Origin of the sequence: Methylomicrobium sp. Wu6 (genome assembly GCF_035916875.1) — a bacterium.
Classification (GTDB): domain Bacteria; phylum Pseudomonadota; class Gammaproteobacteria; order Methylococcales; family Methylomonadaceae; genus Methylomicrobium.
In genome coordinates this window covers 33,432-47,693 of sequence record NZ_JAXUHN010000072.1, presented here as the reverse complement: position 1 = coordinate 47,693, position 14,262 = coordinate 33,432, and the positions used below count along the sequence as shown (strand labels likewise).

Here is a 14,262-nt window from a genome sequence, read left to right as displayed (position 1 = left end):
ACTTCGCTAGAAGTTTATTTCATGCCATACTAATCTGTAAATAAGATTTATTTAAGTATTTTCAAGTATTCCGCCTCGCTGATCACCTTGACGCCTTTTTCCTGCGCCGCATTGATCTTCGCCGCGCCGACATCGTCGCCGGTAACCAGAAAATCGGTCTTGCCGCTGACCGAACTGCCGACCTTCGCGCCGAGCCGCTTTGCTTCACGAGTCATGTCCTCGCGGGTGCCGTGCCGCATCGCGCCGGTGAAGACGATTGTTTTGCCAGCGATCGGGCTGACCGATTGTGCCTGCTCGCTGCGCAACGGCGTCCTGAGCAGATTGAATCCGAGCGCATGAATGCGCATGAAATCAGTCTTAATTTTCGCGAGACTTGAAATTACTGCTTCTCCGGTTTTTTCTGCAAAGCCTTCTATCGAAACAATGTCGTTCAAAGTCAGATCGAAGATTGCGAGCAAGGGAAAATTCTGCAACAGCCGTTCGCAATTGCCAAGACCCATCCGGTAAATGCCGAAGGCGCCGAGAAAGCGCCAATCTTCGAGCGGTTCAGTGCGGCTGCGTAACAGTTGATCGAGCAGATTTTGCGAGATTTTTTCTCCAAAACCGAGTGCCTGCAAACGCTCTGCATCCAGTTGATAGATTTGATAGACCGAGCGGATGCCGGCGGCATGCAGTTTTTCGATCGTCTTCTCGCCGAAACCGTCGATATTACGCAGCGTTCTGAAAAAATGCTCGATTGTGTTTTCGATTTGCGCGGGGCATTGCACGGTATTCGGACAGTACAAATAATCGCTGTCCCATACCAGTTCGGTGCCGCAACTCGGGCAGACGCCTGGAATTTGCGGTGTCCTGGGAATGATCACGCGCTCGATCTTCGGAATTACCTCGCCCGAGCGGGTCAACTCGATCACCGTGCCTTCGCCGATACCCATTTCCCTGACCATTTTGTAATGATGCGCGGTCGCTCGCGAAATCACCGCACCGCTCAATTTGGTCGGCTCCAGTTCGGCGACCGGATTGACCCTGCCCGAGCGCGATGTTTGCGGCGTCACGCGCAATACCTTGACGACCGCGGTTTCGGCATTGCTTTTATAGGCAATCTGCCAGCGGTGATGGTGGCGGGTCGCACCCATGAAGTTTTTGATCTGATCATCTTCTACTTCAAAGATCACACCGTCCACATCATAATCGACCTTCACCCGCACCTTATCGATGATATTTTCGAAATGATCCAGAATTTCCCGGGGCGAGCCTTGCCAAGCCGGCAGTTGCGCAAACGGAAAGAATACCGCGGCATGGTTTTGTATCGCCGCCAGCGCGTGCTCTTCAAGCTCCTTTTCCTTGATGATGCTGGCCTGAAAATTACGCGCGTTTTCGAAAAAATCGGCCAGATGCTGATTGAAGTAACTTTTGCTGACCACGATCTCGCCGGCGCCCTGCCCGCGCTTACCATTGCCACCAACGATCAGGCCGCGCTCGAACACCCGGCTGATGTCGGTGCCCTTGCGGCCATCGCCTCGCGTATAGAGGATTTTCCCATCATCATAAGCTGCGTAACCGTCGAGTTTCGGTGTCGCGCGAAAAATCAGTTTGGAAAACTCCCTCCCCAATTCTTCAGCTGCCTTTTCGATCCGCTGCAGCCATTTTTCGATGCCGTCCTTCGAATAAGTCTTCTCGGTCGAGAGCATCAGCTTGGGCAACTTGACCGTTTTGCCGGCAAACGCTTTTTCGGGTTCTATTTGAGTCAGGAAAGCATAGGAAGGATATACCCTCAGAAAAGAATGCTCAGGATTTCGTTTCTTAAGCTCCTCAAGAAAAACAAAATCGTACAAATAGTCCGAAATAATCGGTTTACCGCGCCGATAGCTGTCGTTGCAGAGCTGCAAAAACGCCAACAATTCGGCATCGGACAGCATGTTAGGCTGCGCTTCTGCGGCAATCTTAGCCGCGGTTGCTACTGTCATCCTCGTCATTGTAAGTATACCAATAGCCTACAAACTGTGGCGTATCAACTCCACCGTCGTTTCGCTCAATGGCTTGTGTTCATGATCGAGCACGGTACCATCGAGTTCGGTCGCCACAAATACGACCGTCTGCACGAAATCATCAAACACCGCCACCGGATCGTCCAATTCGCCGGGTTGCATGAAAAACACGACACCCGGACAGTAATACGCCTCCAGGTCGTGTTCGGGAAAAGTTCCCGGCTTCACCATGCTCGCGACGCCGAAATCGACCAGCCGATTAGCATCGAGCCGCTCGTAAATATTCAGGTTGCCGTACTCGAGGCCCACAATGTTGAACGCATGCGCGAGATCGAGGCCGTTAAAGCCTTCTTCCTGATTCGCGACCAGGGTGAACTGGATGATGCTGGGTGCGGCAAAGCGGGGCTCCGGCACGTAATCTTCCTCGTCGTCATGTTCAACTCTGTCATCGCTAGCCGCCGGCGCTTGATAACGTCCCGATTTGCTTGCCTCGCCCCCCTGCGGTGCGGCGGAGGCGAGCGTTACCGCAACCTCCTCGTCGAAGATGTCCGGAAAATCATCATCGTCAATCGGCTCTCTCAAGTGTCGCTCGGTATTTACCGGTATTCCGTCATCGAAATCGTCCAGGCTCTGCCGGTATTTCTTGCTCTTGAAGAACGCCCACGCGAGCATGCCGGTAATGATGATCAGACCGGTTGCAATAATCACAATTCTCAATAATTCTTTATCCATCAAGTTTCCGCCAGACTGACTGCTTCTTCTAAATCGACCGCTACCATACGGGATACGCCCGGTTCTTTCATCGTGACGCCGGCCAGCTGATGCGCGATTTCCATCGTGGCCTTGTTATGCGAAATATATAAAAACTGCACCGAAGAAGACATCTCCTCGACCATTTTCGAAAAGCGACCGACGTTCGCATCATCGAGCGGCGCATCGACCTCGTCGAGCAAACAGAAAGGCGCCGGATTCAGATCAAAAATCGAAAACACCAGCGCGACCGCGGTCAGCGCCTTCTCGCCGCCGGACAGCAAATGAATCGAGCTGTTGCGCTTGCCGGGCGGACGCGCAATGATGTTCACCCCCGATTCGAGCAAATCCTGGTCGTTGAGTTCCAGATAGGCCTGACCGCCGCCGAACAATTTCGGAAATTTTTCCTGCAGGCCGCCGTTTATTTTATCGAAAGTTTCCTTAAAGCGCAGCCGGCTTTCCTTGTCTATTTTACTGATGGCAAGCTCCAGTGTCTCTAGCGCTTCGACCAGATCGGCATGCTGCGCATTCAGGAAGCTCATCCGTTCGGTCTGCGACTTGAACTCCTCGATCGCGGTCAGATTGATCGCGCCGAGGCGCTCGATCTGCTGGGTCAGCTCATCGACTTTTTTCTTCCAGACCGCTTCTTCGGCGGCTTCCGGTAAATTTTTCAACACCTCGGCCGCATCGGCTTCGATCTCGCTCAACTGTTCGTTCACGGTTTGCTGACGCACCCGGCTTTCCTGCAATTCGTAACGAATCTTGTCGAGCATCTCCTTGCGTTTTTCGAGCGCGTGTTGCAGGCGGATCTGTTCCTGTGCAAATCGGCTGATGTCTGCCTCAATCTGCTCCTGTAATTCGCGCTGCGTTTTCAATTGTTTGTCGAGGCGCTCGCGGTCGAGGATCAGCTCCTGCAATTGCAGTTTTTCTTCGTCGAGCGGTTGCAAGGTCTCCTGCTGTTTTTTCTCCAGCTCGACCTTGCGTTCGAGCAATTGCCGGTATTGCAATTCCAGACGCTCGACCTGTTTCGCCGTATGATTTTCGGAAGCCAGCAACGACTCGACCTGGGATTTGAGCGTAAAGACTTTCTGCCGGGCGTCATGAACCGCTTGTTCGATGGTCTTTTGCTGGCCGTGCAGATCCTGATTGACGCTTTCGAGGGTCTGCTTTTGCCGCGCCTTTTGTTCGAGAATCTGCTCGGCTTCCTGCACCAACTGCGCGGACTCGGCGATCTGTTCAGAATTTTCGGCGGTATGCGCGTCGATGTCGCCCAACTCGCGGCCGAGTTGCTCGATCCGGCGCAGCTGCTGCTCAAAGCGTGCGCTTTTCGCGCTATGTTCGGCGCTGCGCATCGACAGCCGGCTCTGCAAGGTTTTATCTTCCTGCTGCTGGGTATCGCGGCTGCGTTCTGCCGATTTCAGATCATCCTCGGCGGTTTCGAGACGCTCCTCGAAGGCGGCGATTTCGGTCTGCAACGCGTCCTGACGCTGTTTTAGCTGGCGCAACTCGCGCTCGCGCTGCAAGACCCCGGTCTTGCTGTCCTGGGCTCGGATGATCCTAATCCATCCCGGACCGAACCAGGCGCCGTCCGGCGTTATCACCGATTCATGCGGTTTGAGTGACACCGCCAGATGCCTGGCCGCGGCCAGATCGCCGGCGCAGTAGATGCCGGCAAGCATCGCGCTCAGGTTCCAGGGCGCCGAGACTTTATTCAGCAAAGGCTCGCCGCTCGGCATGATCTCGAACCGCGCATTGAAAGCGGTCTCGAACAGCGCGAGCGAATCACCCTGCAAACGCGGCAATTCCGCCATCACCGCATCGGCATCCTCGACGCAAATTGCTTCCAGATAGCCGCCCAACACAGTTTCGACCGCGGTTTCCCAGCCCGGCTGCACCTCCAATCCTTCAGCCAGACGCTGGCGTCCTCCGAGATGCACCGAGTTCAGCCAGTCGTTCAGCTTCTTGTTGTCCTTGCCCATCGCATGCTGCTGCAGCAATTCGAGTGAGGTGATCTTGCCCCGGATGCCGTGCAGTTCCGCGCGCTGCTTGTGCAGGTCGCCATGCAGGCTTTTGATCTCGTCCCGCCGTTCGCGAATCCGCCGCTGCGCCTCTTCGATCTTTTCGTGCAATTCGGCGCGTTCCGCTTCGAGCAGATCGATCTCTTCGGCCAAGGCTTCGATTTCGTCTTCGAGTTCATTCTCGGACAATTCGTCGCGCTCGATCTGCAATTGCTCGCGTCGGGCTTGCAACTGACGGGTCTGATTTTCCAACTGCCGGGTTTTGGCCCGCTCGACCTCGGCCTGCTCCTGGTAGCGCGCGCTTTCGGTACGGTAGGCCTCCCACTCTGCCTGCCAGTCGCTCTGTTTCTGCTGGACGCCTTGCTGCAATTGCAGGCTTTCTTCCAACTGTTGCTCGGCGACCTCCAGGGCTTCCTCGGCCAGCAATTGCGCCTGTTTCAGCGTTTCCAGCTGCTGCCGGTCGGCATCGATTTCTTCCTGCGCCTGGTCGGCCTGGCGGCGGGTGCGCTCGATTTCGACCTGTGTTTCCTGATGCGACTGCTCGTTATGCCGAATCGCCTGCTCGAGGCTGCCGACCTCGGCGACTACGCCGTAATACTCGCCCTGAGCCTTGTTCAGAGCCTGCTGCTGATTTTTATGGTCGCCGCGTTTGGTTTCGAGCGCGCCTTCCAGTTCGCGCAATTCGACAAAGACCCGATTGTGCTCGCTCGCCGCCTCCTGCATCTGCGTATCGAGCGCAGCCGCGGCGTCCTGATGCGACTGCCAGCGCATCGCCAGTAATTCCAGCTTGAACTGACGCTCCTGCTTTTTCAATTCGGTGTATTTCTCGGCCTTTTCGGCCTGTTTTTGCAAATGCTTCAGCTGTTTTTCGACTTCATCGCGAAGATCCTGCAATCGGTCGAGATTTTCACGGGTATTCTGCATCCGCGACTCGGTTTCCTGGCGCCTTTCCTTATACTTGGAAATGCCGGCTGCTTCCTCGATATGCAGGCGCAAATCGTCCGGCTTCGCCTCGACTATCCGTGAAATGGTGCCCTGTTCGATGATCGCATAACTGCGTGCGCCGAGGCCGGTGCCCAGAAAGATGTCGGTAATGTCCTTGCGCCGGCACTTCGAGCCGTTCAGCAAAAACTGCGACTGGCCGTCGCGGCTGACCTGACGCTTGATCGCAATGGTCGAATAATTCGCATATTCGCCGCCGAGTTTCCCTTCGCTGTTGTCGAACACCAGTTCGACCGAGGCGGTGCCGATCGGCTTCCGTGTCGAGGAGCCGTTGAAGATCACGTCGGCCATGTTGCCGCCGCGCAGATGCTTGGCCGAACTTTCGCCCATCACCCAGCGCACCGCATCGATGATGTTCGATTTGCCGCAGCCGTTCGGGCCGACGATCGCGGTCAGATTGCCGTGGATCGGAATGGTCGTCGGGTCGACGAACGACTTGAAACCCGACAGCTTGATTTTTTCCAGTTTCATTACGGGAATGAGAAGTCTAACGCTTAGCGAAATAAGCGCGTATTATCGGCGATTATGAAGCGGGCCGCGACTGTTTTCATCGCTGCCGTGCAGCCGGACCCTTCAAACTAAAATCCGGCTGCCTTGTCGCGCGCGGCTTTCGCGCCCGGGAAATCTTTTTGCAATTCGCGCGCATGCGCAATCAACAGCCAGCTGTGTTTCTTCAAATTCCTATCCCCGCCCGCCAAAAGCGCGGCTTTTTTCGCAAGCTCTTCGGCCATTTTGGGTTTGGATTGTTTGATGCGCAACAGCGCCAGTTTGTAATAGAGGCCCGCATTGTTAGGCTCGATATTCCTGGCCCGCTCAATTGTCGCAATCGCGGAATCCAGATTGCCCGATTGGCTATTCTGATTAGCGGCCATCACCAGAGCGCCGACGGCCGGCGAAGATGAGGCCGCAGGCTCTATCGGCTGAAAAGGCGTCAGCGTAAACGTTTCCGGCGGAGGAACATTCAAAGCCGCGCCCGGAGTCACCGGAGTTGGAGCAACGCCGGCCGCCAATGGCGCTCCGGCATCCGGCATTGATGGCAAAGAATCGCCGGTGCCTCCGGTCATTGGCGCCGGAGCAATCGGAATCAATTGCTGATTAAATTCCGGAATCGGTGTCGTTTTTACGGTCGGCTCCGGGAGCTGAACTTGTGGCTGTGGAGGCGGCACAGGCGGTTGCCTGTAGACCGGTGCAGGACCCGTATAGACTGGCGCGGGATGTTGTTGATCGTAAAGTCCCGCACAACCGGGTAAAACCACCGGCAGCACAACGAATAAAATAAAACGTTTTTGCATCATTGATTTCTCATTTGGTGCGCGGTGAAAAAGCGCCACTATCGTAAAAAAACTCAGGCCATTATACAGTCGGTGCAGTCAGGAAATTTTTTCCCCATGATAATTGATCTTCCGCAACCGACTCAAATTTACGCGCTTGTCATCGAATTTCAGTCGCTTAAAAATAGCCTGAATTTCCATCGTCCGGATCTCTTCCAGTGTGCCGAATCTTATCTTAAACAGGCTATTTTTCCTACCTTCTGGAAAAAAGCTGGTGATCCGCGCGATTTCATCATCAATTATCCGCCTCGCCTGCTGCAATTCCAGCCATGACTCAACAGGCAGATCAAACCTGTTTTCCGGTTCGAAGGCAGCAATGGATCGCTGGGCTTGCGCATCGGCATGTTTGCCGTTCACCATCTCGCGCAACCGTCTACTTTTGGCGGGATCGACAAGCGCATCGCATTCACTGAGTTCCACTTGGCGAAGCTCCGACGTTTTTGGGTCTGGGAATCGGGGCATGATTTTCAACAATATCGAGGTTAATGAATGGGCAATTTAACCCGCCCCGTCAGATAATGACAAGGCCTCACACTCAAATCCAGGACTTGTTTGCAACGGGATCAGTCCGGGGTTTGCGTAGTGACCCTTAGATCAACCCATATGGAAAGTTATTTTTAAAGACTTACCTTAAACAAAGGGCGCTTCAGGTAAATTTCGAGCGGGGGAATAAAACGCGGATTATAATCAGGCCGCTGCCGATCATTAATGAACTTAAGATCGGTGCAAGCGGCCTAAATACTTTTTTATAGTTGAGCGGGTGGAGACGGAGATTTATTGTTGGTCGTCTGGATGTGGAGCAAAAACCCATTTTACCAAAGCAAGGACCGCACCAATTACCACCAGCAATCCAACTATACCAGCTGGTGTTTTCAATGTCTCAGTTAAATCTAAGATGAACCCCATATTAGTCCTACCTATAATTGTTAATATTTTTTTGAAAATTGCCAGGTTAGTAGCAAATGGAAGTTACATGATACTTTAGGCGTCATTAAAGTCAAGGTTTATTGACGGATAAACAACAAAGCGTTGGCTCGCAGCATTCTTTTTGCTGTACCCGCATGACCTTGGGTGGTGAGTGTGGTATAGTTTGGATTCTGTGTATTTGATTTGGACTGAGGGTAGATTCATGCGCCACTATTTATTATCATCGGTAGCGTTGTTGGCATCATTCACGGCAAACGCTAATGTCGAGTTAAAGGATGCCAGCGAGATTCTGGGTAAATGGACTTTGTATGCGGAGTCGGCGAAACTGGACGGCGAAAAGAAAAATGTCAATATCGTCTGGGAATTCGCGGATGGCGGTATCCTGCACACAATCGCGACCGACTCGCTGGGCCGTACCAATGAGATGAAAATAGAAGTAAAATATATGATTGAGGACGGAGTGTTGAAAAAAGAAGTGTCGCCGGGACGCGGCAAGTTTGAATCATGCCAGGCCGTCGAAAAAACCGCCGACAGCATGACGCTCAAATGCTCGTTCAATTACTTTTTCCTAAAAAAATAATAACTAAGAAAATAAAGAAGGTGAAACTATGATTGGTGGTATTTTAATGGTGCTTGCCGTAATCTGGGTCTATCAGACGGCAAACAAAGCAAAAGTCAGTAATCCGTTGATGTGGGTCGGCATTGCGGCGGGCGTCTTTTTTGTCGTCCAGATGCTGCTGGTACAGGGCAACGTATTTATCCTCGAAGCAATCCGGGGCAGCGAGTCCAGCGGCGATTACGAAAGAGATCTGCTCAGCGTCGGCGACCGAAAAAATCAGGGCGGCTTCCAAGGCATAGGTGGTTATTTGTTGTCGGTATTTTTCGAACTGATGCCGCCGATCGCTGGCGTGCTGGCAGTTGCCGTCCTGCGACTCAAGTTCATTACCAAAGAAAGTTTTTCTATAGGTAATCTGTTTAGCGGCATCAAGGAAATGTTCACCAGCATTTCGCAAAGCTTCAAGTCACCAGAATAAGCGATATACCCGCGTCGGCCTGATTGAAAAGCTCAAGCCTAGCTTGAGCTTTTTAGTTTCCGGCATCGATTGCCGCGCCGATGCCTTGCGAAAAACCGGTTATCCGATGACCATCCGCACCAGGAAGATGATCGCGGACACAAAAACCACTGTAAAGATCAGCCCCGCAATCAGGTACATCGGCAGCGAGCCCTGGGTAAAATCTTTTTGCCTGTTTTTTTCGCTTTGCACCCCCACCGCGGCGGACAAAACACTTTTTATGACATCGACTATCGACGGCTTCGACATAAACACACCTCTTCTGAAAACTCCAATCATATAGATCGAGCCCGTCTCCCGCAATTTTTCGATGCCCCAGTCAGATCCTTTATCTTTGCCCATGCACAAAATCAGCGATTTAAAACAACTCCTATCCCAGAAAATTTTATTCCTTGACGGCGCGATGGGCACGATGATCCAGAGCTACAAGCTGGAAGAAAAGGATTACCGCGGGACGCGCTTCGCCGATTGGGATATCGACCTGAAGGGCAATAACGACCTCTTGTCATTGACACAGCCCGAAATCATCAAGGCGATTCACGGCGCCTATCTCGAAGTCGGCTGCGACATCATCGAAACCAATACCTTCAATTCGACGCGCGTCGCGATGGCCGATTACCGGATGGAATCCTTGGTTTACGAGATCAATGTCGAATCAGCTGGACTTGCGCGTCAGGCTGCGGACGACTATACGCTGAAAACGCCAGGAAAGCCCCGTTTCGTCGCGGGCGTCTTAGGCCCGACCAACCGCACTGCCTCGATGTCGCCTGACGTAAACGATCCGGGTTTCCGAAATATATCATTTGACGAACTGGTCGAGGCCTATACCGAGGCAACCAAAGGCTTGATCGACGGCGGCGCGGACATTATTCTGATTGAAACGGTTTTCGACACCCTGAATGCGAAAGCCGCCGCATTCGCGGTCGATACCTATTTCGAAAGCATCGGCTACAAGTTGCCGGTCATGATATCCGGTACGATTACCGATGCCTCCGGCCGGACGCTGTCCGGGCAGACCGTCGCCGCGTTCTGGCATTCCCTGAAGCATGTCGAACCGATCTCGTTCGGCTTCAACTGCGCGCTCGGCGCGAAGGAACTGCGTCAATACATCGACGAACTGTCGACGATCGCGGACACCCATGTCTCCGCGCACCCGAACGCGGGCCTGCCGAACGAATTCGGCCAGTACGACGAATCCCCCGAGGCGATGGCACAAGAAATCGCAGACTGGGCGCGGCAGGGCTATCTGAACATCATCGGTGGTTGCTGTGGCACTACACCCGCGCACATCAAGGCGATCATCAAGGCGGTCTCTCCCTTCCCGCCCCGGGTCATTCCGAACATCCCGAAAGCCTGCCGTCTGTCCGGCCTTGAACCGATGACGATCGGCCCCGACAGTCTGTTCGTGAATGTCGGCGAACGCACGAACGTGACCGGTTCGGCGGCCTTCAAGCGGCTGATCGTCGCCGGTGACTACGAAGCCGCGCTCGAAGTGGCGCGCCAGCAGGTCGAAAACGGCGCGCAGGTAATCGACATCAACATGGACGAAGGCATGCTCGAATCGAAGGACGCGATGGTCCGATTTTTGATGCTGCTGGCCGCGGAGCCGGACATCGCGAAAGTGCCGATCATGCTCGATTCGTCCAAGTGGGAGATTCTCGAAGCCGGCCTCAAATGCATCCAGGGCAAGGGCATCGTCAATTCGATCTCGCTGAAGGAAGGCGAGGCGCTCTTTATCGAACACGCGAAAAAGGTCCGGCGCTACGGCGCGGCGGTGATCGTGATGGCGTTTGACGAAGCCGGCCAGGCCGACACCAAGGAACGCAAGGTCGAGATCTGTACCCGCGCCTATCGGATACTGACCGAACAGATCGGCTTTCCGCCCGAGGACATCATCTTCGACCCGAATATCTTCGCGATCGCGACCGGCATCGACGACCACAACAACTATGGACTCGATTTCATCGATGCGACGCGCGAGATCAAGGCTGCCCTGCCCCATGCACTGATCTCCGGTGGCGTCTCGAACGTCTCGTTCTCGTTCCGCGGCAACAATCCTGTCCGCGAGGCGATTCACGCGGTATTTCTGTACCATGCGATTCAGGCCGGCATGGACATGGGCATCGTGAATGCGGGCCAGCTGGCGATCTATGAGGACATTCCGGCCGAACTGCGCGCCGCGGTCGAGGACGTGGTCCTGAATCTGCACCCCGGCGCGACCGAAAAGCTGCTCGAAATCGCCGAACGCTACCGCGGCGACGGCTCGGCGGGCGCGGCAAAACCGGAGGAACTGGAATGGCGCAGCTGGCCGGTCAAAAAACGGCTTGAACACGCGCTGGTCAAGGGCATCGCGGACTTTATCGACGAAGACACCGAACAGGCGCGGCTGGAAGCCGAAAAACCGCTGCACGTGATTGAAGGCCCTTTGATGGACGGCATGAACGTGGTCGGCGACCTGTTCGGCGCCGGCAAGATGTTTCTGCCGCAGGTCGTCAAATCGGCCCGAGTCATGAAAAAAGCGGTCGCTTATCTGATGCCGTTTATGGAGGCCTCACAATCCGGCGAACGCCAAACCAACGGCAAGATTTTGATGGCGACGGTCAAGGGCGACGTGCACGACATCGGCAAGAACATCGTCGGCGTGGTGCTGCAATGCAACAACTATGAAGTGATCGACCTCGGCGTGATGGTGCCGGCCGAAACCATATTGCAGACCGCGCGCAAGGAAAACGTCGACATCATCGGACTCAGCGGGCTGATCACGCCGTCGCTCGACGAAATGGTGCATATCGCCAAAGAAATGCAGCGCCAGGGCTTCACGATTCCGCTGTTGATCGGCGGCGCCACCACCTCCCGCGCCCATACCGCGGTCAAGATCGAGCCGAATTACGCAGGCGCGACGGTCTATGTGCCGGACGCCTCGCGCGGCGTCGGCGTCGCCGGCAGCCTGCTCAGCGCCGACTTGCAGGCCGATTATGTCGCGGCGGTGCGCGCCGAATACCTTGAGGTCCGCGAGCGCCACAAAGGCAAGGAAGCGAGGACCCCGCATCACCCTCTGGAGGAAGCGCGCCGCAACAAACCAGCGTGGGACGGCCATGTCCCTGTCAAGCCGTCGTTCCTCGGCGTCCGGGTGATCGACCGCTTCCCGCTCGAGACCCTGGTCTGGTACATTGACTGGTCGCCGTTCTTTCAAACCTGGGAACTGGCCGGACGCTATCCGAAAATCCTGGACGACAGCGTGGTCGGCATTGAAGCACGCAAACTGTTCGACGATGCCCAGGTGATGCTGCACAAGATCATCAGCGAAGACTGGCTGACCGCACGCGCGGTGATCGGCTTCTTTCCGGCCAACAGCGACGGCGATGATGTGATCGTCTACGAAGACGAATCCCGCACGAAGGTCCGGGAAGTGCTGCATCATCTGCGCCAGCAGAACGTGAAGGCGCCGGGCCGGCCGAACTATTGCCTGTCCGATTTCATCGCCCCGGCAGGTCAAAGTATTGCCGATTATATCGGCGCCTTCGCGGTCACGTCCGGCATAGGCATCGAGGCCAAGCTTGCCGAATTCGCACGCGATCATGACGACTACAACTCAATCATGCTGAAGGCGCTGGCCGATCGCCTGGCCGAGGCCCTTGCCGAATACATGCATCTGGCGGTCAGAACCGATTATTGGGGCTATGCAAAGGGCGAAAAACTCGGCAACGAACAGTTGATCGAGGAGGCTTATCAAGGCATCCGCCCTGCCCCCGGCTACCCGGCCTGCCCTGACCATACCGAAAAGGGCAAACTGTTCGAGCTGCTGAACGCAACCGAAAACGTCGGCATCGTGTTGACCGAAAGCTATGCGATGCATCCCGCTGCCGCAGTCAGCGGCTGGTATTTCTCGCACCCGGAATCACAATACTTCAACGTCGGCAAGATCGGCAAAGACCAGTTGCGGGACTATGCCAAACGCAAAGGTATCGCCGAAGAAGTTGCAGAACGCTGGCTTTCAGCGCATCTGAACCACTAATAATAGTTCCAAAGTTCAGGGAACATTCTTCAAAACACCCTGAACCGAATACTGAATTCATCCCATGTCATTTACAGAAAAAACCGAACACACCCTCGAACGCGTTATGTACGCAAGCCGCTGGATTCTGGCCCCGATCTATGTCGGCATGAGCCTGGCCGTCGTTGCACTGTTTATCAAATTCTTTCAGGAACTTTACCATTTTTTGCCGTACATCCTGGAGATGAACGAATCGGACTTGGTTCTTAAACTGTTGACCTTGATCGACCTGACCATGGTCGGCAGCCTGATCGTGATCGTGATGTTCAGCGGCTATGAAAACTTCGTCTCGCGCCTCGATATCGACGAATCGACCGAAAAACTCGACTGGCTCGGCACCCACGACTACGGTTCTTTAAAAACGAAGGTCGCCTCATCGATCGTCGCGATTTCGTCGATTCATTTATTGAAAGTGTTCATGAACATCCAGGCGACCGATAACGACAAACTGTTGTGGTACGTCGTCGTACATCTGACTCTGGTCGTTTCGGCGCTGCTGCTCAGTATTCAGGACAAACTGAGCAAACACTGATGCGTCTCTTATTGCTCGGTACCGAAGGCTGCCACCTCTGCGAAGACGCGCAATCGATTATAACGGCGTGCATGAACGAGATCGCGCCGGATTGCAGCATTGAACCGATCGACATCGCTGAACAAACACAATGGCAGCCGGACTATGCGATCAAAATCCCGGTCCTATTGGAACCCGTAAGCGGCCGCGAGCTCAACTGGCCGTTTGATCATGATCAAGTAACCTATTTTCTACTTATATTTAAGACCGCTTCACCCTAATATAGCGCCATTTCCGCGGTGCCTGGTAAGCATTCCCTGCCGTCTTCATTCAAAATTTGATTCAATCGATTGCTTTGAAAATCGGTCATACTGGCTTTATCCGCATGAGCGGATGAGCTGAAGATAGCCGCCAGCAGACTGGTTTTTAAAATAAAACATAGGTACCCGAACAATAACCTTCAGGCGGCCTTAGCGATATCAATAGCCGCTGCACCAGGCGGCAGGCTGCCGGCCAAATCGAATTTGTTTGTCGCTCCGCGAATTCGGAATCTACAGCATAGCTTTTTTTGCCGAAGCTCTGGTGGCGGATTTATTGCTGACAGTTGTCAT

General features: G+C 54.3%; 11 protein-coding genes. 5 read left to right on the top strand and 6 right to left on the bottom strand.

The window, feature by feature from the left end; all coding sequences use genetic code 11:
* Positions 1–47 precede the first annotated feature (47 nt).
* From U2W12_RS09450 to U2W12_RS09430, 5 genes are all read right to left on the bottom strand, one after another.
* Complete coding sequence (locus U2W12_RS09450; RefSeq protein ID WP_326500427.1) at positions 48–1,964, bottom strand: helix-hairpin-helix domain-containing protein; 1,917 nt, start codon at positions 1,962–1,964, stop codon at positions 48–50.
* Positions 1,965–1,991: 27 nt separating this feature from the next.
* Positions 1,992–2,717: a cell division protein ZipA C-terminal FtsZ-binding domain-containing protein gene (locus tag U2W12_RS09445; RefSeq protein WP_326500426.1), complete on the bottom strand. Its 726-nt coding sequence runs from the start codon at positions 2,715–2,717 to the stop codon at positions 1,992–1,994.
* A complete protein-coding gene (gene smc, locus U2W12_RS09440) occupies positions 2,717–6,226 on the bottom strand; it encodes a chromosome segregation protein SMC (protein ID WP_326500425.1) in 3,510 nt (1,169 codons plus the stop codon). The genes U2W12_RS09445 and smc overlap by 1 nt, the downstream gene beginning before the upstream one ends.
* A gap of 107 nt (positions 6,227–6,333) precedes the next feature.
* Positions 6,334–7,050: a tetratricopeptide repeat protein gene (locus U2W12_RS09435; RefSeq protein WP_326500424.1), complete on the bottom strand. Its 717-nt coding sequence runs from the start codon at positions 7,048–7,050 to the stop codon at positions 6,334–6,336.
* 75 nt (positions 7,051–7,125) lie between these two features.
* Positions 7,126–7,506, bottom strand: coding sequence for a hypothetical protein (locus U2W12_RS09430; protein ID WP_326500423.1), 381 nt, complete (start codon positions 7,504–7,506; stop codon positions 7,126–7,128).
* 709 nt (positions 7,507–8,215) lie between these two features.
* On the opposite strand from U2W12_RS09430, the gene U2W12_RS09425 reads away from it, so the two are divergent.
* Positions 8,216–8,593: a hypothetical protein gene (locus U2W12_RS09425; protein ID WP_326500422.1), complete on the top strand. Its 378-nt coding sequence runs from the start codon at positions 8,216–8,218 to the stop codon at positions 8,591–8,593.
* A 28-nt stretch (positions 8,594–8,621) separates the two neighbouring features.
* Positions 8,622–9,047: a hypothetical protein gene (locus U2W12_RS09420; protein ID WP_326500421.1), complete on the top strand. Its 426-nt coding sequence runs from the start codon at positions 8,622–8,624 to the stop codon at positions 9,045–9,047.
* A 99-nt stretch (positions 9,048–9,146) separates the two neighbouring features.
* Here U2W12_RS09420 and U2W12_RS09415 read toward each other — a convergent pair whose 3' ends face one another.
* On the bottom strand, positions 9,147–9,428 hold the full coding sequence (locus U2W12_RS09415; RefSeq protein WP_326500420.1) for a DUF2970 domain-containing protein: 282 nt from the start codon (positions 9,426–9,428) through the stop codon (positions 9,147–9,149).
* Between U2W12_RS09415 and metH the strand changes: the two genes are divergently transcribed.
* The 3 genes from metH to U2W12_RS09400 all read left to right on the top strand — a co-directional run bounded on the left by metH (position 9,427) and on the right by U2W12_RS09400 (position 13,932).
* Positions 9,427–13,101, top strand: a complete 3,675-nt coding sequence (gene metH / locus U2W12_RS09410; protein WP_326500419.1) for a methionine synthase — start codon at positions 9,427–9,429, stop codon at positions 13,099–13,101. The two genes, U2W12_RS09415 and metH, sit on opposite strands and share 2 nt — an antisense overlap.
* A 64-nt stretch (positions 13,102–13,165) precedes the next feature.
* On the top strand, positions 13,166–13,672 hold the full coding sequence (locus U2W12_RS09405; RefSeq protein WP_326500418.1) for a TIGR00645 family protein: 507 nt from the start codon (positions 13,166–13,168) through the stop codon (positions 13,670–13,672).
* A complete protein-coding gene (locus U2W12_RS09400; RefSeq protein ID WP_326500417.1) occupies positions 13,672–13,932 on the top strand; it encodes a glutaredoxin family protein in 261 nt (86 codons plus the stop codon). Before U2W12_RS09405 ends, U2W12_RS09400 begins: the two co-directional genes overlap by 1 nt.
* Positions 13,933–14,262 lie beyond the last annotated feature (330 nt).